Source organism: Wolbachia endosymbiont of Listronotus oregonensis, assembly GCF_031205055.1.
GTDB lineage: Bacteria > Pseudomonadota > Alphaproteobacteria > Rickettsiales > Anaplasmataceae > Wolbachia.
In genome coordinates this window covers 684,540-706,171 of sequence record NZ_CP102118.1, presented here as the reverse complement: position 1 = coordinate 706,171, position 21,632 = coordinate 684,540, and the positions used below count along the sequence as shown (strand labels likewise).

The following is a 21,632-nucleotide window of genomic DNA, read 5'->3' as shown; positions in this document are numbered from 1 at the left end:
TTACTTCTCTCCATTTCCTTCCTTGTTTTTAGCTTTATCACTAGGATCACTTCTTATTGTTTCATCAGGATTTTTTTGCTGACCTGATTGTTTTGGTGCTTCAGGTTTAGAGCTCCCCCTCTCCTTTTTATCAGGACCTTCTTGCTTACCTGATTGTTCTGGTATTTCAGATTTAGGGCTCATGGAATTATCCTTCACGTCAACTTCCGTCCGATCTTTACCCACTTGTTGCCTAATGTTCTGTATCATACCTTGGGTGTTATTATCAAGGCCAACAGTTGACAGTATAGCTTGTGATGCGCTTGTGGCAACTTGACGAACACTGCCAGCAACTCCCCAACCAGAGCTGAATAGTGCTTGTGCCATAGTTTCTGATATAGTAACAAAAGCTTCCATTGCATTAGCAATAATTAAGTACATAAATGCTTGGATCAGATCTATGGGCAACGCTGCAAAGTGCCCACCAGCCCTTTCTCCGGTACTGAGTGCAACATCAACATTAGTGCCAGGACTGTATCCAAGAGGCAGTATTGATTTCATCAAGCACAGATCATACGATAAGAAATTTACGCTAATTAAACATTGATAGCATGCAGAAAAATTTGTGAGATTGTATAGAACTGAATACATCAACTGATTTAAAAGAGATAAAGATGAAAATAAAATAACTGGTTGTACTGCAACGTGAGCCAGCGTTTTTATCCAGTTATCAAACAAGGGTTTAGTCTGTTGAAATAAAATAAACACGATAAACAAAGGTGTTAATGACAGTAAAAACGCTACTAGAACAGTAGATATTACATATTTAAACGTAGCGCTAATAATGCATTTTAAAAACGCAAAAGTAGCGTAGAGTATTGCCAAAAATGCAATAAAGCCAAAAGGACCAGAGAGCATCAACGATAAAAACTTTAACCAAGTTTCTGCTGTGAATAATATTCCTGCTGTCAAGTCTAAGAATGCAAATTTTCTCCCCCCTTCCCCTATATAGCCAGAAAAGCTATCAACTAAATAAGTGCTACCATCTATAAAAAGTCTGGATAAAGTTGTACCAAAAAGTTCCCAGCTTCTATCGCTAAAGGCAAAAGCTATAAATGCTATCTTGAACATTCTTACAATGAAATCAAATTTACTTAGCTGTATTGTTCCAAGCATATAGCCAACGACAGTAAATATAACGTATAGAGTAAGCAAAGCTCTTACTCCTTGAAGAAGACCTCTTGCATATCCTTTGTATGAATCTTTAACGCTGTCACCAATTACTTCTTTTTTCATAAAACCAAATATCTTGTTTATATTTGATGAAATAAAATCATTAATTTTTCTTTTGACAAATAAAGTTACACTATACTTATTGTTTTCGTAATATTTGCCATTTTTGTCCGTAATGTCATCTCTCTCTACGTTGCTTACATCAATACCAAAATATATCTTCTTAGATTCTTCGTTCTGAAAGTGTTTTCCGCTTATTACATCTAATATAGTGTACTCATCTTTTCCGTCTACTCTTTCTCTCACTCCTACCACTTTGAAATCATTAGTTCCCACACCATGCAAATCTTTAGGTGGCTCATCACCCAAATACACATACAGTTTTTCGCCATTAATATATTCACATGATCTAGTCACTTTAACATGGTACCCACCCCTATTAGCTCCATAATGATCATAATCTGCAATGGCAAGCATCACACTGCTACCAGGTGTTACACTTCCTATTGGATAGTCATGATTTAATTTCAGAGAAAAATCTCCAAATTCATCTTTAATTTGTGAACACACATTATCCCCTTTTGCACCCCTTTCCTTTGGAAGACATTGAATACCTTTAGCAGTATCTTGATCACCAAGATCACCAATTTTTGCAACAAGAGCCTCAGCCCATGAGATATCTTCTTCAGTGTTTGATGTAAAATCAACGTTAATCTGCATGGGACCCCCTTTATTTTCTTCTATCCTCTTAAGCTTATCTTCAACTCCTTTAAGGTGAGAATACATGTCACATTTATTTCCTTTATCATATTTGCTATACCTTATAGAAGAGACACAGTTCCGTTCTTTGTCTTTATATGTATAATTCCATATACCCTTCTCGGTATAGCACACGTTCTGATAGTAACAATTAAGCTCATAAGAGCTGTACTTTTTCACCTCGTTAGAATCGCAGTTTTTTCCATCACATAATTCGTTCAATCCTATTTTAGCGCGGCGTAAATCGAGTAGCGAGCCATATATCCATGGTTCGTTGTCTTGAATATAACCTTTATTAAAATGTACCTTATTATCATATGGGGTGTAACCATTGCCAACTAGCACTTTGCTTTCCTTTGCTTTTGTTTTATCAAGAGGTAAAAATTGTATTTCATTTTTTGTACCATCTTTACCATCACAAAAAAACTCTCCCCCCTGATGTACTTCACTCACTGTAGCTTTCTTATATACAGTTTCCTTACGGTCATTTTCTACAGCTTTATAACAATTATCATCAAAATTGATGCCTTTCCCTTCTGGATTGTCATAATCAATTGTTATTTTTCTGGGAACTAAGCTAAAGCTTAACCTGTCACCAGGACTTACTTTTATTCCAGTGTCTACATAACGTCTATTGCTGCCAAATTCTTTACCGCCGCACAATTCGTTTTCATTTACGCCATAATTATTAGGCACATCGTTAATATTTGCAGCTTTACTATAATTTGGTTCTGAGCCATCAGCACAAAAGCTAGCTGGCACAAGTACTTTCCTTGGATTTTTGTCTTCTTTAAAAGGGCAAAAATTTACTGATCCATCGAGGGTGAATTTGATTTCCTCACCCTTGCTAATTATCTGACCAGAATCAACCCAATGAATTTTAACTCCTTCATCTGCTTTATGAACTGGAACATCCACATTAACGCTGGTGTTTCTGCTCTGCAACCCAGGCTCAACACACTCCATAGTACAACCAGTGATTGCAAGACACAGTATCAATAATAGTGATCTTTTACTTATCATTGCTGTCTTCCTGGTTGTGGTATCTGAGGCGTTGACCTTTGAGTCCCTTAGTGATCTTTTACTTATCATTGCTGTCTTCCTGGTTGTGGTATCTGAGGCGTTGACCTTTGAGTCCCTTGTGGTATTTGAGGTCTTGACGCACCTGACTGTTGAAAAGTACCTCCTCCTCTTCTTTGAACGCTTTGTTCATCTAACCCTACTGTTCCCATTAAGCTTTGTTGATATTCTTTTCCAGGTTCGTTTTGCACATAAGCACCAAACAACGAGTCAGATATTGCCGAAGAAGCTTTAACTAAAGCTTTCATAGCGTGTCCCAAAATAACAAAAGCCATCATAGCGGTAATATTAGGTGTATATTTGGAAGCATAACCATAGAAGATACAAGGGTTAAAAATCTTTAGGTTAATACTAAGTATACACGTAGAGCAGACTTCAAAATCAAATACTGAATATATGATATAATCCATAACCTGACTTATCAGTGATATAAAAATTAAAAGCACTACTGGATGAATCGCAAATCTTGCTAAATTTTTAACCCAGTTGTGAAACATCTGCCTAGTATACGCAAATAAAAGACAAATAATAAAAATAGGTGCTAAAGAAAGCAATAACGCAACTATTGCTATAGATGTAATAAAAGAAAATAAGGCATTAAAAATAGATAAGCTCACTGTGATTAAACCCCAAATCACCAAGCAAAAAGATACAATGCCCAAAGGGCCAGAAAATATAAGAGATACTATTAACAATACTGAATGCGATGACAGAAATCTATTTAACGGCAAATCAAGAAACTCAAAAACATTTGAAGTAGTGCCTCTGAAATTTGCTATTTCTATTAACTGTTTTGGGGTGTTAATAAAAATAGAAAATGCATTGTTATAAAAAAAATTCCAACTGTTGTCCTGCAGCAGCTGGGTAATAACTCCTATCTTTACGCATATAATTAGAAACTCATATATAGAAATATGAGTTAATCCAAAAAAGTAGTAAAGGGTATATAAGATTATGTATAATACTAACAGCGATATTATCGTAGATCTAATGATATTTGTTTTGCTTGATTTTAGAAAACTTTCGTAAAGATGCTTTACAGGACTAGTATCAGAGTGAATCGCGTTGGAGTCTTTATAGCTGGAACCAAAAAATGCAGTTTTTACTTTTTCGTCAAAAAAATTATAGATTGCACTAAAAGTTCTTGTAGGTGGCTCTTTAGTTGTTAGGTTAATGCTAAACTGACCTTCATTTTTGTAACCGCAGCCATGGTCTCTTATTCCGTAATATATGGTGCCTGTTTTGTCTTTTAACTTTTCTTTTAAGCTTTCCATGTATTGAACGTCATGAACTTGGCTAATATCCACAGATATATCCGCTTGGTCTTCACCAGGCTTATGGTCAGGGAATTTATCAGAAACACGTATATATAAGTTATTTTTTAGGCTATGGTTCTTTGTTACTCTTATGTTGAAACCACCTTTGTCATTTCTATCGTAGCAGTGCTCGTCATTTCTACTACATAAACTAAAAGTTAAACTTGGTGTTCGATGGTATTTTTCTATCTTATAATCACAGTTAGTACATATGCCACCTGTTGGAATGTATTCAAAATCTTCACCATCCATGTGAATTTTCAAAAGTGTAATGCCAGTTTTTATCTGTTTTTCTTTTAGTATTTTACTAATAGCTTCAACATCAGACCGGGATATCTCACCTTCTACACTATTGTATTCAATATATGCGCAACCTTTGTTTCCGCTGCCGGAAGGAAATTTACATATACGTCCGCAGAGTAAATTCAAAATGCGCGTATCTATTTCGCTTGCGCTGCTATCTGAAAGGCTCCTACAGTCTATATTTTCTCCTTGTTTTATAGAATTGATGATATTTTTAATCTTTTTTTCATCTTGATCTAACTTCGAAAACCAGTACTCTTTTCCATTCAACCATTGCGCATCGCCTATTATATATTTATTAGGACATATTCCATCTTGAATACTACCTTGACATTCTTCTTGATTTAAAACATGTGCAAAATGTTCCGTTTCTTGCTCGCTACACTTTTCATCGATTTTCACATACCTGATTTTTGTCTCACTCTCTTTATCTTTACACACTTTACTTCCAATAACACTAAAGCTTATCGTATCGTCTTTTTTAATTGCAAATGGTAATGTAACGTCATTTCTCCCAGGCCTAATTGCAAAATCTGCATACTGCTTAGGACAAAAATTAACCTTACTAGGCACTATATTAATCTCTGTTACGCTTCTTATCCCATCTGAGATGTAAACACCAGAATCAACCCACTTCTGCTCTGTTGACACTATATCTAGTTTTTCACGCAAACCTGATAAATTTTCTGGCTTAATACAGTGATCCTCCCCGCATCCAGACAATAAAAAAAGTACCACAAAACTTATGCATAGCTTACCCAAGTTTTGGTTACTTAAACGTTTAAGCATCTGTTACTTACCTTAACTAGCATCACCGCCACCTTAGTTAATCTTTTCGCTGGAACCTTTACCACTATCTCCACCTCCTCCACCAGCACCACCTCTTGCCTTCTTGACAGCCGCAGCAGCAGCTTGACCAACACCTCCAGCAGCGGCTTTGGCAGCAGATAAAGCTTTGCCCACCATTTGTCCAGGTGTACTACCAGAACCGAGTAATGCTCTATGGTTACCAGCAAGTTCAGCAGCCATGTTAGGAAGAATGTTTAAAAAGTGGTAAAAGAGGAATAACACTAGACACAACTTTAATAACTCTCCGATGAGAGAGCTGCCAAACTCCATGTATTTAAAGTAGAATAGACCAAGTATGTTGCTCTTTTTAAAGCTATAATTTTGCATCATACATGCAAGAGTAGTTTCATTTTTATCACATTCACCATCCTTCAATTTGAACCACTGTTTTTTCTTACTATCTGAGGTTTCTGCTTGTTTCTTTTCATATAGCTTATCCGATTCAAATTTCAAATTTTTAAAATATATTTTATCACATGCTATGAACATAAAGGACAAAAACGCAAAAAGGATAACCGGGTATAAGCTATAGGTAATCAACTCTTTCACCCAGCCGTCAAAATATCCTTTGGTGTGTTGGAATAAAACCATAGGAATAAACAAAGGTGATAGAATAACAATTACACTTAAAGCAACTAGAGATAAAATAAATACATAGCACATCCACAAAATAACCATCATCATCAGAACGGCCATAAATATACAGACAAGAGCTACTAAAATTTGTCCACCAGCGAAAATAATACCAATCACCGAACCTGCAACTAACAAGACAGGAGCAGCACCAAGCAAGACTGCTAACGTTGCAACACCTCCAGTACCAATTTTGCCACCAATTCCATCTAAAGGGGCACCTAAATAAAATAAAATTCTACAATCAAGCCTATCCCAAGGTGCAAGATAACTGTAAGATACCTTCTTTCCTTCACGAGTATATTCATAATCTGTACCTGCTTTATAATTACATATGCCTTTACTTTCAGATGACGCTTTTAGCACTATCTCTGACAAACCATTTGAGAGACGAGTTAATTCTCCATAATAATGAGACATGGTACTGCCTGTTGTGAAGTAAATCACTAAAGCGAATTTAATAATCAACATGTACATTTCTTGTGGGCTGCGAACTCCACCAGACATAGCTTTTATAGAGAACAGTATTAAAGCTAAAACCAAAACAGCAGTTACAGTGTTTTTCAACCTCTTTTGTGCTACAGATAAGAAACTGCCCTTGTTATGTCCATCTTTATCTTTAAGTGGGCTGCCACTTGAATCAATACCTGCAACTAAATTATCTAACGATTCCTTAATGCATTGCACTATCATAGAAGTGATGGGAATAGGAGCTAATGATTTACTTCCTGCCTGATTATAGCAAGCTTTAGAGACATACGAGCTAAAACAGCCAGCATTATCATAACCTACAAAAATTTTCCCCCTTGTCCGTTGAGTCCTTTTTCTTTAGATCTGATAATAGTTTTATAGTCATCATTATTACCAATAGAAACTTTTTCCTCTCCTGTACCATCTTTATTTTTGAATGTCATCATAGATTTTTCACACATAGGAGCAAGTGGGTCAGGTGGCAATTCCGTGCACCCCATATCAACCCCTTGCGGCCAAGGAGTCATTTCGATACCAAGCATGCTCACACTTCCCAGCTCCACACACAACCTGCCCATTTTTCTTACTGCTTTAAATGTTGACCCATGTATGGTTTCGCTTTGCCCAGCTTTAAGAACTTTACATTTCAGCTCACCATCGACCGTCGGGGACCATGACCCATCTACATATCCAGTATCTTTTTCCCTTACATCAAAGTCTATGTATCCAGGTTTTTCTCTGGAATCAAAGTCTTTCTTGTTAAAAAGATTACCAAAAGTTAAAGGATTTCGATGACATATTTCTATATATTCACTGTATTGCACACCGTTTTTTGGCCAGTAATAACTTTCTGTACTCTCCTGAACGTTAGAATTTAAGGCTTCTTTTTCTGCTCTTTTCCCGTCATAGTCTTTTTTGTTCACGTCTTCCCGAGCTTTATCTTGCAAACAAGAAAAATATTCATCTTCTGTTTGGTAATTTTTATTGGTGCAGCCACTATAACCTGTGTCTTCTTTAAAATTTTTGTATTTTCCATCATGACCACGTGCAACTGGGTGTTTAACAAAACTATGTTCACAAACAACAAGCCCCCCTATTGCTTTCCAGACTCCAACAATTGCAGCTATCATTCCAACAATAACAAGAGCGGTAAACAAACCAGCAGAAGAGACGATTAAGACAATGCCAGTAAATATTGCGCCAACAGCAATCGCTATTCCAGCAAGTGCTGCAGCTGTTTTAAACGCCCCACAATCAGGATTAGAGGCACGACTGAAGCTGCCAGTGGAATTAAATCTGCTAACAAATTCTGTCTTGTCAGTACCACTTACTCCATCTGCAAGCACTGGATATGAGAGTAAAAAGTCTATATTTAGTAAAAATATCGCAATTAATAGCAATGACAGCTTAGTCTTAAACATTTTTTACCTTCTGATAAAATATAGGCAACCATACTTTTGGGTTGTCCCCAACTTCATTTAATATATCGTGTAACAATAGAACACTTTCTGCACGTCCGGATAATACGTTGATTATATCATCTAAGTCTTTTAAGTCTATTCTAGCTACCACAGCATTAACTCCTTGTTTCACCAAAAAGAATCTAGTACTCGGATCTGTGTGCTTAATTAATATATATTCACGTTCAGTTAACATAAAAACATCCCGATAGACACTAGTAGCTTTCAGATTTGGTAAAAAAATCTGTGTCGCTGTTTGTTGTACAAGCGTATCGCTAATAGCACTTTTACTTGCATCCTCAACACTCTGAGTAGCAAAAATCACAAAAGCATTTAGTTTTCTCAGTACCTTCAACCAGTCTTTTATCTTGGGTGCAAAAACTGGATTATCTATTAATGCCCATGCCTCATCAAGAACGATAATAGATGGAGTGCCATCAAGAGATATACTAATCCTATGAAATAAATAAATCAATACTGGTCCAAGGGCAACAGGATCTTTGAGCAAGCTAGCCATCTCAAAACCAAATACTCTTGCTCGTGAAAAATCTAGCAAATCTTCTTTATTGTCAAATATTGCAGCATGAGAACCATTATCATGCCACATAGATATTGCCCCAGCTAGAGTATCAGGACCTGCAAGTCCTAAAAACGGTACAAGGTTTCTCAAGAACCTGTCTTCTTTTCTTAATTTAAAATTTCCTTCAATTGCATCATTAATTCGTGCAATATCTTCTGAAGTAAATTTATCATTATATACCGAAATTAAAGACTTTATCCACTCCATTAAAAATGTTCTATTATCAGAGGTGTCATCAAGTTGCAAAGGATTAAAATTTGTTTTAGTTCTTGGTTCTATTACAGTATAGATACCACCAAGTGCTCTTAAGAAAATCTCTGCACCGCGATCTTTGTCAAAAAAGAATATCCTTGGAGAAAATTTTATCGCTTGAGCACATAAGAAATTCATTAAAACAGTTTTACCAGCACCAGTTGGGCCAATTATCATAGTGTGTCCAACATCCCTTATATGAAAGTTGAAAAAAAATGGAGTACCAGATGTCGTGTCGAAAACTGTAACGGCATCTCCCCAGTGGTTATTGAATTTATTACCAGTAGGATAATTATGTTGAGATGCAAATCCAGCCAAATTAAGACTACTTATTGTAGCTTTTCTCACTATATAATCGAAATTACCAGGAATTTGCGCCCAAAATGCTGGTTCAAGGTTAACTCTCTCACGGACAGGGTAAACACCGCAATTAGAAAGCTCTGATTCTACCAACGACAGAGCGTTATCCAATGATTTAGGACTTTTTTCTATACATAAAATAGTCAGGTGATGTTGACCAAATGCAATCTTACCACTCATTGCGTCATCAAGCGCTTGAGAAATTTCTGCTATTTGAGAAATAGCTTTATCTGCAGACTGTATCATTCGATTTTGCTGTATCTGCATTTTTCCAATCGCCATTTGCCTGTTTATAAATTGAAAAGATTGCGTAATTATAAACTCGTAAGGAAGTTGTAAAAACGAATCAAGCATTCCTGCAGAAGTATGATTTCCATATTCTTTGATACTAACTACTCCAGCATATTTACTCTCATTATGAGTCACAACCTGTATCATCTTACGGCCAAAGAATAACCTATGTACTGGTAAGTATCTTGATATTTCAGTTCTTAGCGGAAAAAGCGTATTTGTAACGAAGCCACAATTTACGATTCTAGATAGAAACTCCATTATTTCGCAGAACAAACCATCTGGAGTTTCTTTTACTCCAAGAATTTTAGGCGAATAATTTCTAAGGCTTGTCACTACACGATTTGTCGTTTCCTCTAAATCTTCATACGTGGCACGCATATCACTTTCCCAAGCATGTTTTGAAGTTACATGTCCGAATTTTTTTAGTAGATATGACAAAAATTCTACTCCTTTTGTGTCTGCTCTACGGATAATCGTAATGTATAGGTCATTAATAAATGATTGCCTTGTTGCGTGTTTTTCTCTCCATTTTAGATTTACGTGATTAGCGAAAAAATTCGGCAAACCTTGACTTGCAAATTCATCAGAAAAAATATTTTTTTTACGTCTGATAGTATGAAAATACAAACTAAATGCCGGAGATGAAATGCTTCTGAGCATCTGATTCCTGATATTATTTTGTATTACTAAATCCTCGTCATCGGCGGTTTCAAATGCAAAGCCACTTAGTTTTATAACCTTAACCAACCAATTTTCTTTTGTCATCAAGGTTGTGCTATTCCAATAGCAAGAATAAGGAATAAATTCAGCAGCGTGAACTTCCCTGCTCAGAGTAGATTTACTCTTTGATTGAATAGCCCTAAACCTCAGCATCACACAACATTAAGCAATATCATAAGAATTGGCTCCATGATAAAAACGATTTAAACATTTCGAGCACTTTCCTAATTTTACCATAAATAATTCAATAAACAAAGGTTCTTTTGCAGAAGCTATATAGCCAAGTCCATGTATACCTGGTAACATTAAAAGAATCACTCTCAAATCATTTGAATTAATGAAAATTAGCAGGCAAATCAGGACGTTTAATATTGCAAACATATAACTCACACCAAAGAGCATTGCAGGTCTTGTAAGACCTTTAAATAATTGATCTGTTTGTATACTACCTGTGGACATATCTTTAACCTTCTAATAATAGCTCTAACACTAATACTATATCATTATATTAAAAATCCATTGAAACTAGTAGCACTTTAAGTTAAGATACATTGATTAATAATTTAACCCAGATAATGACAAGTTGGCCATTTCAAGAAGCAGAAAAAATATTGCAAGAGTTTCCTAATAAAAAAGAAATAATATTTGAAACTGGTTATGGACCCTCTGGTTTACCCCACATAGGAACCTTTGGAGAGGTTTTCCGCACTACAGTTGTTGTAAATGCATTAAAAAAAATAGCTCCTGGTATAAAAACCAAAATCATTGCAGTTTCAGATGATATGGATGGTTTGCGAAAAATACCAGATAATGTGCCAAATCAAGAGATGCTAAGGGAGCACTTAAATAAACCATTGACTATGATACCCGATCCATTTGGCACTCATGAGAGTTATGGTCATCACATGAATTCGTTGTTGTGTAAATTTCTTGATTTGTTTGAATTTGAATACGAATTTAGGAGTGCAACAGAGTGTTATAAATCTGGCGTTTACGATGAAAAACTTTTACTCCTGCTGAAAAATTATGATAAAGTGATGGACGTAATGCTTCCATCATTTCGGGAAGAAAGGCAGCAGACTTACAGTCCATTCTTGCCGATATGCCCAAAAACTTCCCAAGTTTTACAAGTTCCAGTAATTGAAACAAATACAGATAAAGGAACAATCACGTATGAAGACCCAAACGGGGAAAAAATAGAAGTTCCAGTGACAAAAGGAAAATGTAAACTGCAATGGAAACCTGATTGGGGAATGAGGTGGGCCGCATTTGGAGTAAATTATGAAGCTCACGGAAAAGATTTAACTCCATCTGCTGTGCTTTCAAGTCAAATATGTGAAATACTTGGAGAAAAGCCACCACTTCTGTTTTGCTACGAGCTTTTCCTTGATAAAGAAGGAAAGAAAATATCAAAATCAAGAGGAAATGGCATTTCGATTGAAGAGTGGCTAACTTACGCACCAACGGAGAGTTTATCACTGTATATTTTTCAGAGTCCTAAAAAAGCTAAACGTTTATATTTTGATGTGATACCAAAATCAACCGATGAGTATCTAGAGTTTGTAAGGTGCTATAATGAGAGTAAAGAAAAAGATATAAATAATCCTGCATGGCATATTCATCAAGGTGAAGTTCCCAGTATAGAAACTTCAGGTATAAATTTTACGCTACTTTTAAACCTAGCGGCGGCTTGTAACGCTGAAAACAAAGAGATTCTCTGGGGTTTTATATCCACTTATGCACCAAGCGTCACACCAGAAAATAATAAAATGCTTGATAGACTTTCAGACTTTGCAGTAAAGTATTACCACGATTTTATCAAACCAACAAAATCATATAAAACTCCAAATGCAAAAGAGAAAGAAGCGTTACTAGATTTGAAGGACACTTTACATTCTCTATCTACAACTGTTACTGCTGAAGAAATTCAATCTCAGGTATTTTCTATTGGAAAAAAATATGATTATACCAACTTACGTGACTGGTTTCAGCTATTATATGAAACGTTACTTGGCCAAAAAACCGGTCCAAGAATGGGATCTTTCATAAAGCTTTATGGAATAGATAATACGATTTCTCTCATAGAAAGCGCTACTAAATGTATACTGTAGAGTTTACCTTCTTTCATTTGAGCTCTTTAGTTTTTAGTTCTGCCTTCTAAGGCTTTTACTCGTGACAACCACTGTGCCTGCGATCTTGTCGTGCCAAGTTTGACAGCGTTTGTTGAAATTTGACCATAAAAAGCCCAAGAATAATGGTGCAGCTGACAATATAAAGGAAAAAAATCTCTTTGTTGCTTGTCTTAGGGTCATCTTTTCGAAAGTTTGTGCATCCACAACTCTAAGCCCAAGTAATAGTTTTCCAGGTGTAGCAGCAAACCTTACCCACATATATGTTACATAGCAAAAGAGCATAATGCATTGGACTATTTGATTTAGGATTTGTAATTTTATAAGTCTACTCTGCGTTGTCTTTTCTTCTGCAGACAGTGGCGCTTGCATTTGGTATTTTGCAGCAATTTGACTTAATATTTTGCTATCCTCTGAGTTCATAAAGAGCTTATTTAAGGCTTGGCTGCAAAACTGCAAGAACAAAACGATAATAATCAAATCAAGCAATACTGATATATAGCGCCTAAGTCCTGTTACATAACATATCCCATTTTCATCTTTCTTTACCTTTTGAATAACATTTATAGAAGAAAAAATAGAAAATAAACGATTAAAAAATTTATGTAACATATATATACTTTCCAATATTTAACGTGCCCCTGGCCGGACTTGAACCAGCATGCTTTTGCAAGCAACAGATTTTGAGTCTGCCGTGTCTACCATTCCACCACAGGGGCATTAAGTTTTAATGCTATAGGCAACACGGAATTAGTCAAATTTTATATGTCTTTCAAATGAGGACTAAATATTCTACAATAATCAACAGTTACTCTCAAAACTTAAAATGAATGAATTAGCTAGTCTCCTCAGTTCAAGAAGTGTAGATAAGGAAATATGTAAATTACCGCATAATTTAGAAGCTGAACAGATGCTTATTGGTGCAATGATTCGTGATAATAGAATCTGTGATGCAGTTGAAGACACAATCACAGCAGAAAATTTCTATGATCCATTACATCAAAGTATTTTTACGCAGATATCCAAAACCAGGAAACACGGTATAGTTGCCAATGAACTAAGCCTCAAAATGTTTTTTGAGAACGACCAAGCGTTTACCGAGTGTGGTGGGGTAGAGTACTTAGCAAAGCTTGCAGCAAAGGCAAGTATTGCACTTGATATCTATAGTTTGACTAGAATAATCCGTGATACTTACTTAAGGAGATGTTTAATTAAGCTCGGGCAAGAAATAGTTGGTGATAGCTACAACTACGATATTGAAAATCCTGCACAGGCGCAAATTGAACAAGCAATGACAAAATTGTTCAACTTAGCAGTAAAAAAACAAGGTGAGAAAACATATATAAAACTTGCAAGTTCAATTAAAGACGTAGTTGAGAAGATCAGCACACTGAAAAATAATCCAGAAGCGCTGGGCGTTACAACCGGACTTCAAGATCTAAATCAGCTTCTTGGTGGCCTACAAAAATCTGATTTATTAATTTTAGCTGCAAGGCCTTCTATGGGTAAAACAGCACTGGCGCTAAACATCGCACTTAATGCTTGTAAGATGTTGCAAAAAAGAGCAGATAAACAACATTATGTAGCGTTTTTCTCACTTGAAATGTCAGCAGAACAATTAACCGCAAGGCTGATCACTATAGATTCAGGGATTAGTTATTATAAGGCATTAACCGGGAGAATTAGTGATTTTGAATTGCATGAATTTATCAATGCTAGTACAGAATTATCTGAACTGCCTTTCATCATAGATGACACCCCTGCGCTATCAATTAGTGCCCTTCGCACCAGAATACGCTTGCTGTATCAATTATATAATGTAGAAGTGGTATTCATTGATTATTTGCAGCTAATCAGAGGAACAACAAAAAGAAGTAATGAAAATAGAGTACAAGAAATCTCGGAAGTGACGCAGGGTTTGAAAGCAATTGCAAAAGAGCTGAATATTCCCGTTGTTGCACTATCTCAGCTCTCTCGTTCTGTTGAGCAGAGAGACGACAAAAAACCACAACTTTCTGATTTGCGTGATTCAGGAAGCATAGAGCAGGATGCAGATATAGTGATGTTCCTCTATAGAGAGGAATATTATGAATTGAGAAAGCAACCAAGTGAAGGAAGCAATAAACATCGAGAGTGGCAAGAAAAAATGGAAAAAATTAGAAATATTGCAGAGCTTGTTATTGCAAAGCAGAGAAATGGGCCAATTGGCAGTGTGAAGCTATATTTTGACTCTAACAGAGGTTCGTTTAAAGATTACACGGAGAGGCATAGTGTGTAGCTTGGCAGCAATCTTCTTGTTCCCAAGTTCATCAATTGTTTTTTTATGTAAAAAGTTAGCTTGACAACTTCCTTTAAATCCTTTTATATGGTATTATATTTTACAATACGTGAGGAATAATCATATGAGTAAAAACAATTTACCCTATTATATAGCTGGAACTCTGGCTGCTTTAACTTTATTAGCACCTGGAGTGTTTGCTGCAGCTCCTTATATTGGTTTCTTAGCTCCTGTTGCAGCATTAAGTGTTGGCCTGCCATTTATTATTGGTGGTGCTGTATTTTCTGCTGTAGCTATGGCACTTTCGTATAAAGCAATTAGTAAGAATAAAACTATTTCTGAGAAAGATGTTCAACTGACTGAGAAAGTAGAAGAAATATCTAAAAAAGATGCTCAACTAGCTAAAGAAGAAGATAAAGTACAGGCTCAAAAGCAAACAATTTCTGGGCAAAATGACCAACTGACTAAAAAAGAAGCGGAAGTAAAAGCTAAAGAGGAGGAAAATTCTAAGCAAAAAATTGAAATTAATAAAAAAAATGAGGAGATTGATAATCAAAAAAAAGAAATAGAAGAACTTAAACACAAGAAAACTTTTGTTCCGCAAGCAATGAAGAATATCAAAGAAGCATCTCAAGAAGTATTTGCATATGTAGCAGAAGCCTACAGTAGTGGGCGCGTTCATAGTACTATTAAGCAGCGCCGTAGTGATGTTGCGAATGACTTAAAAAATGTCGTAGGTAGTGCGAAAAATGCTTATGGCACATCAGTTGAGTATGTAAAAGGGAAATTTAATAGTGCTGGAAATAAATTAAAAAATGTTTATGGTACATCAGTTGAGTATACAAAAGGAGCACTTAACAGCGTTGGAAGCAGCTTGTACAGTAGATTTCATGGTACTAAGGTTTCTAGTTCGGAAGAGCAGTTTAAGCGTGAAGATGGATCTAAACCTAGTATGCAAGAACTAACTAGTTTGGATTACTTAGATCTTGCAGTTTCTTCCAGTGAGCAAAAGCAACGAGCTAATAGTTTGGATTATTTAAATATTGATAACGACGTTCCTAAGCAACCTGATCATTTAAGTATTGATGCTGCTAAAAGGTATTTAATGAGTCTTTCTGAGGATCAGGAGATATTTTATGATGCAGAATCTGGTGGTGAAAAAGATACTGAGACTTCTAGCCTGAAAGAGCAGTTAGATGAAAACAGTAAAGCAAAAGTTCCGTCAAGAATTTCTGATTTATGTGAGTCAGTAAAAGGAAAGTTTACCAGCTTTTGGAGTGGGGTACAAAGTATTTATAGTAAGAATGTTTATAATAGTTGTGCACTAGGTACTGATCTGTTGCATGCTCAACATAAAAACACCTTGGCTAATGTACCACAAGAAGAGGTTGTAAATAAAGAAGCTCAAAAGCCAGAAGAGCAAGCAGACCAAAAGCCAAATCTTCAAAGGGACAACAGCATAAACAATACGGAAGAAGGCGGTAAAAATAAAAGGAGTGGAGCCGCAAGAAGAAAAAGAAAACAAGCACGAGTAGAACAACCTATAGTGTATACAGTTACAACAAGTAATAAATATGATGTGTTGCTACCTGAATGCTTCCTTAGTTAAACATCAACCCTCAAAAAAACCGGCGTAGGTTTAGGCAGCGTAATGCCTGAACTTACGCACGTATCGCACAAAGATTTTAAACCTCGTTGCTCTTTCGGAATTTGCAATTGATCGAGTATCATTTCCGCTGACCTCGGGACAATTGGCTGCAATAAAGTGCCAATTATCCTGATGTATTCCAGTAGCTTATAAATTACTAAGTTCATGCGCTCTCTGTCAGTTTTGCTTAGTGTCCAGGGTGCACTTTTATCTATATAAGCATTGGCTTCAGAAGAGATGTTGATGATTAAAAGTATGATATGGTTAAACTCATACTTTGATAGGTGATTCATCACCTGATCGAGTATAGCTTTGCAACCTGGAAGACTTTCTTCACCTTTAAGTAGGCTTTGATCGATTGTTGGTACAATTCCAGAACATTGCTTGTGTAAAAATGAAATTGTTCTTTGTACTAAATTGCCTATATTGTTTGCAAGTTCTGAGTTTATGCGGCTGATCATGTTTTTCTTACTAAAGTTGCCATCCTGGCCAAAACTTGCTTCTCGAAGGAGAAAATAGCGTAGTTGATCAACACCAAACTCTTGAGCGAGGCCAATTGGATCTATGACATTACCAAGAGACTTGGATATTTTTTCTCCTTCGTTTAGCCACCAACCATGAACTGCAATTTGTTTTGGCAGTGGCAAATCTGCTGCAAGGAGAATCGCTGGCCAATACACAGCATGAAAGCGCAATATGTCTTTGCCGATTACATGAACGTTGAAAGAGTTGTCAGCTAGGTTTGCAGTGCTTGACACTGGAATCTGTATTTCTGGTTCTGCCCAAAACTTCTTATATTCTTCACCTTCAGTACTAGGGAAACCTATTGATGTAAGATAATTGGTTAATGCATCTATCCAGACATAGATTACGTGTTTGTCATTACCTGGTACTTTTATTCCCCAGTTAAAACTAGTGCGAGAGATTGAGAGGTCAATGAGCCCTGATCTTACAAACGATACCACTTCATTTTTTCTGCTCTCAGGAAAGATAAAATTTGGCTGATTTTCATATAGTTCTAGTAATTTATCCTGCCAATTCGACAAACGAAAAAAGTAGCTCTCTTCTTTTACCCATTCAACCTCAGCACCTGTTGGTGCTTTGCCATCTATCAGCTCTGATTCCTGATAAAATGCTTCATCACGAACTGAATACCAACCCGAATAGGAATCCAAATATATTTGTCCTCTCTCTTCAAGCCTATTCCATAAAGCTACCACTGCTTTTTCATGACGTTCCTCCGTAGTGCGAATAAAATCGTCATACTCAAAATTCATGAACTTAGCTAATTCTTTAAATGAAACACTCACTTCATCTGTAAATTCTTTTGGCTGCATTTCCTTTGCTTTAGCTGCTTTTTCTATTTTTTGTCCATGTTCATCTGTACCGGTGGTAAATTTGACATTTTTCCCAGCTAGTTTCATGAACCTTGCCACCACGTCACACAAGAGAGAAGTGTATGCATGACCGATATGCGGCTTATCGTTTACGTAATATATTGGCGTGGTGATGTAAAAACTCTCAAATCGATCCATGGTTTAGCATTTTGATAAAAATCAACTGAGTTAATTATAGTATTAAAAAGGCAGTAATAAATAAATATTGATTGGGTTAAGCATAATTTTTGAAAAAAGCTATTTACTGAAATTTTATTAAAATAAGAAACAATCAGGTATGATTATTGAAAGAACAATGGGAAATTTTCTTGTAATTCTATTTATAGTTTTCTATGCATTTGATGCACACGCTGATGGAGCAACAGATGTAATGTGTAATGTAATAGGTTACGTTCATGGAATAGGTGGACCAATGATTACAGTAGTAGTAATTGGTACAAGCTTGCTTGCAATATTTGGAAGAATGCCTTGGCCTTCACTTTTCTCACTTGGTATGTTTGTTGCTGTGTTTTTTGGTGCACCTAAAATTGCAACAGCGATAACAGAAAAAAACGTTTGTAATTTTCTTGAAGATCAAATGCCGGTTCGTTGTCCTTATAAAGGTCAAACGTTGGTTCAAGGAAAGTGTGTTGCTGCTCCTGGATATGAACGTGTAGGTACAAGTTATTCTTGTCGTCGCGGTTGGGCGCTAACTAATAAAGGCTACTGTATAAAAGCTGGCCAAGATCCTTCAAAGTATTGGAAGTGAAAATGGTGCTTTTATAGAGTTAAATCTAACTACTCATCAAACCACAAAGTATATAATTAATATCCACACCTTTAGTTAAATTCCACTCACGCTTTATTACGTTGTACTCCATGCCAGCCATGTTTTGCAGCGTTACATTATTTTCTCTTAAGTGATTTGCAATTTCTGACGGCTTGAGAAATTTATTCCAATTATGCGTACCCTTAGGCAGCCAATTTAATATGTACTCTGCGCCGACTATTGCAAGACAGAAGGATTTGATAGTTCTATTTATTGTGGATATAAAGATTAGCCCTTCTGGTTTCAGCAATTCTATTGCTCTTCTCATAAAGAATTCTAAATTATCTACATGCTCGACTACTTCCATCAGCAGAACCACGTCGTACTTCTTGTCATTGCTTAGCTCTTCAATGCTGGTGTGCATATATTCTACATTAAGCCCTACTTTTTTCGCATGTGACTGTGCCACTTTGATGTTTTCTTCACATACATCTATTCCCACAACGTTAATGCCAACGCGTGCCATTGACTCTGACAAAATGCCACCACCGCATCCAACATCAAGCAATGATAATTCTTTCAAATTGCATTTTTTTAACTCTTTTATTTTCTCAATAATGTAAGATACTCTAACAGGATTCATCATGTGCAATGGTTTGAATTTGCCGTTCTCATCCCACCACTGGCCTGCCATTTTAGCGAATTTTGATATTTCATCTTCGTTATAAGTTTTTGTTTTTTTTTTCTTAGAGGTTATATTACTGAGTTTATCAAGGCGTTTTTTATGTCTGCTTTCTTTTGAAAATTCTGTTTCGAGGAATTGTTTGACTATGTCTTTTGCTAATCCACTCGCAGTAAACCCTGCACCAAGACACAGTACATTTGCGTTGCCATGCTCGCGAGCTAATTTTGCGATCTCAACACTGTTACATAAAGCAGCGTAGATTCCTTCAAAACGATTTGCCACAGTACTCATGCCCAAACCTGTACCACAAATTAATATCCCATAATTTGCTTTTTTGCTTGTTATATCTTCTACAACTTTAACAGCATAGTCTGGGTAATCTACACACTTTTGCTTAGCAGTGCAGCCTTGATCTACCGCTGTGTAACCCAGGGTTTCCAGGTAGGATTTTATTTCTGATTTTAATTCATAACCAGCATGATCTGAGGCAATTGATATTATATCTGACATATAAAAAGTTGATCTTGCATAACTTAAGGATATTTATATGGGTAATTTATTTTGATCTTTCTGTCAAGCCGTTTTAATACTCCTGATCTTTCGGGAGTCCTAAAGCTTGAAATAAATTTCGAGTCAGATGTGTATAAATTCTATATAATTTTTATCCTACTACTAATTCAATAAGATGGATCACATAGATATTATAAAATCAAAATTATTATTATCTGACATAGTAGGTAAAAAAGTCAGGCTAATAAAAGAGGAGATAGTTTTGTTGGGCTCTGTCCATTTCATAACGAAAAAACCCCATCTTTTTCGGTGAGCAATACTAAGGGGTTATATTACTGTTTTGGTTGTTCAGCTAGTGGTGATGCATTTGAATTTATTTCACAAACTGAAGGATTAAGCTTTAAAGAAGCATTGGAAAGATTAGCATCGGTTACAGGTGTTGAACTGCCCAAAAGTCTTAGTATTACAAAAGGGGACAATAAACTATTTTTAGCGCTTGATTTAGCTGCAAATTGGTTTGCACAAAAAAATCAGGGCATTGTAGATTATTTAAAGCAGCGCAAGATTTTACCTGAAATCATAGATAAATTTAAGATAGGTTATGCACCAAGCTCTGGTTTGAAAGAGTATTTAAACTCTTCAGGTATTGAAGACAAAATTTTAATTGATATTGGATTAGTAAACAAAAATTTTCATGATTATTTTTATGACCGGCTGATATTTCCTATATACAACATTGCAGGAAGAGTTATTGGTTTTGGCGGACGTGCGCTGAGTTCTGAGCAACAGCCAAAATATTTAAATAGCCCAGAGAGTCAGCTCTTCAAGAAGAGGGAGAATTTATACGGATTAAACTTTGCTTTAAGCGAAATACGTAAAAAACAGCACATATTTGTTGTTGAAGGATATATGGACACTATAGCGCTACATCAAGCGGGAATTAGTAATGCAGTTGCTCCACTTGGTACCGCAATTTCTGCAGAACAGATAAAAAACCTGTGGAGATTTGCTAAAGAAATCTCCATCTGTATGGATGGCGATAATGCCGGATATCGTGCTGCTACACGAGTTGCGGAACTTGCTCTGCCAATATTAGAGCCTGGATACACGTTAAAGTTTGTGACTTTGCCGAGTAATAAAGATCCATACGATATATGTAACGAACTGGCATACAAGAAAGAAGACGTGTTGACTGCTCTTGACCATTCAACAAAACTGCATTCTGAATATTTATGGCGTCACATAATCGATAGCAACTTTCAAAATTATGAAAAACTTGCTCCGGAAAAATATTCAATTCTTGAGCACAAGTTCATGGAATATGTAAATACTATTAGCAACAGCAGTATTAGAAGGTATTATAGAGATTATTTTTACAATAAGGCTAGTGAACTAAGAAGTAGCTTCAAAAAACAGATTTTTAATAGTAAAACTAGAGCAACAAAAGGTGAGTATCTTCATAACAAATCTCCAGAGCTAATTGAGGCAGAGCAAAATCAGGCCATAATTTTGCGTATAGCCGTAGAATTTCCTGAAATCTTGAACCGTCCTATATTTTTTGAGCAATTTTCTCATTTTGAATTTACTAATGAGATGAAAAGATTACAACAGCGTGTAATTGATGTAATAAGTAACAAAAGCAAACTTGGTAAAGAGGCTTTGTTACAAGAATTGAAACAGTTTGACGTTATAAAGTATGTATTTGAAAAAACTAGTGTACTAAATAGCCAACTGAACGAGAGAAAATCTGCAGAAATTGTGTGGAATAATATAGTGTTACTAAAAGAATTAAATGCGTTACGAAAAGAAAGAACCGAAGCGAGGCTGAGCGGTAATCTTGACTTAGAGGAAAGGTTGATAGAACAAATAGAGCAAATAGAAAGTAATATACAAGAAATGCAAATGGAGTTTATTGAAAAGTAGGCTGCTACAGTTAATTATTTTTAGG

At 35.9% G+C, this 21,632-nt stretch carries 11 protein-coding genes, 1 tRNA gene and 2 pseudogenes; 5 read left to right on the top strand and 9 right to left on the bottom strand.

Annotated elements, in window-relative coordinates:
• From NMD99_RS03520 to NMD99_RS03500, 5 genes and pseudogenes are all read right to left on the bottom strand, one after another.
• Positions 1–2,994 (bottom strand): TrbL/VirB6 family protein, encoded by a 2,994-nt coding sequence (locus tag NMD99_RS03520; RefSeq protein ID WP_265045102.1) that lies wholly within the window; start codon positions 2,992–2,994, stop codon positions 1–3.
• Positions 2,995–3,059: 65 nt separating this feature from the next.
• Positions 3,060–5,459 (bottom strand): TrbL/VirB6 family protein, encoded by a 2,400-nt coding sequence (locus NMD99_RS03515; RefSeq protein ID WP_309166835.1) that lies wholly within the window; start codon positions 5,457–5,459, stop codon positions 3,060–3,062.
• Positions 5,460–5,492: 33 nt separating this feature from the next.
• Positions 5,493–8,044, bottom strand: a pseudogene (locus tag NMD99_RS03510) (TrbL/VirB6 family protein).
• Positions 8,037–10,442, bottom strand: a complete 2,406-nt coding sequence (locus tag NMD99_RS03505; protein ID WP_264688467.1) for a VirB4 family type IV secretion/conjugal transfer ATPase — start codon at positions 10,440–10,442, stop codon at positions 8,037–8,039. Before NMD99_RS03505 ends, NMD99_RS03510 begins: the two are co-directional and overlap by 8 nt.
• A 9-nt stretch (positions 10,443–10,451) precedes the next feature.
• Complete coding sequence (locus NMD99_RS03500; protein ID WP_253307377.1) at positions 10,452–10,748, bottom strand: type IV secretion system protein VirB3; 297 nt, start codon at positions 10,746–10,748, stop codon at positions 10,452–10,454.
• Between the two features lie 116 nt (positions 10,749–10,864).
• On the opposite strand from NMD99_RS03500, the gene NMD99_RS03495 reads away from it, so the two are divergent.
• A complete protein-coding gene (locus tag NMD99_RS03495; protein ID WP_265016662.1) occupies positions 10,865–12,400 on the top strand; it encodes a lysine--tRNA ligase in 1,536 nt (511 codons plus the stop codon).
• A 33-nt stretch (positions 12,401–12,433) separates the two neighbouring features.
• On the opposite strand, the gene NMD99_RS03490 is transcribed toward NMD99_RS03495, so the two are convergent.
• Together NMD99_RS03490 and NMD99_RS03485 are read right to left on the bottom strand one after the other, a co-directional pair.
• Positions 12,434–13,030 carry an RDD family protein gene (locus NMD99_RS03490; protein WP_253309168.1) on the bottom strand — a complete coding sequence of 199 codons (597 nt, stop codon included), beginning with the start codon at positions 13,028–13,030 and terminating at the stop codon, positions 12,434–12,436.
• A gap of 24 nt (positions 13,031–13,054) precedes the next feature.
• A tRNA-Leu gene (locus NMD99_RS03485) sits at positions 13,055–13,137 on the bottom strand.
• 107 nt (positions 13,138–13,244) lie between these two features.
• On the opposite strand from NMD99_RS03485, the gene NMD99_RS03480 reads away from it, so the two are divergent.
• Together NMD99_RS03480 and NMD99_RS03475 are read left to right on the top strand one after the other, a co-directional pair.
• On the top strand, positions 13,245–14,696 hold the full coding sequence (locus NMD99_RS03480) for a replicative DNA helicase (RefSeq protein ID WP_253309169.1): 1,452 nt from the start codon (positions 13,245–13,247) through the stop codon (positions 14,694–14,696).
• A 124-nt stretch (positions 14,697–14,820) separates the two neighbouring features.
• Entirely contained in the window at positions 14,821–16,305 is a 1,485-nt protein-coding gene (locus tag NMD99_RS03475; protein WP_309166832.1) for a hypothetical protein, read from the top strand.
• Here the strand turns inward: NMD99_RS03475 and metG are convergent.
• Positions 16,302–17,879 carry a methionine--tRNA ligase gene (gene metG, locus NMD99_RS03470; RefSeq protein WP_264687937.1) on the bottom strand — a complete coding sequence of 526 codons (1,578 nt, stop codon included), beginning with the start codon at positions 17,877–17,879 and terminating at the stop codon, positions 16,302–16,304. The genes NMD99_RS03475 and metG overlap by 4 nt on opposite strands.
• A gap of 139 nt (positions 17,880–18,018) precedes the next feature.
• On the opposite strand from metG, the gene NMD99_RS03465 reads away from it, so the two are divergent.
• Entirely contained in the window at positions 18,019–18,489 is a 471-nt protein-coding gene (locus NMD99_RS03465) for a TrbC/VirB2 family protein (protein ID WP_264687938.1), read from the top strand.
• Between the two features lie 25 nt (positions 18,490–18,514).
• Here the strand turns inward: NMD99_RS03465 and ubiG are convergent, their stop codons facing one another.
• Positions 18,515–19,684 carry a bifunctional 2-polyprenyl-6-hydroxyphenol methylase/3-demethylubiquinol 3-O-methyltransferase UbiG gene (ubiG, locus tag NMD99_RS03460; protein WP_253309173.1) on the bottom strand — a complete coding sequence of 390 codons (1,170 nt, stop codon included), beginning with the start codon at positions 19,682–19,684 and terminating at the stop codon, positions 18,515–18,517.
• Between the two features lie 175 nt (positions 19,685–19,859).
• On the opposite strand from ubiG, the pseudogene dnaG reads away from it, so the two are divergent.
• Positions 19,860–21,607: pseudogene (gene dnaG / locus NMD99_RS03455) on the top strand (DNA primase).
• The last annotated feature ends 25 nt before the right edge of the window (positions 21,608–21,632 follow it).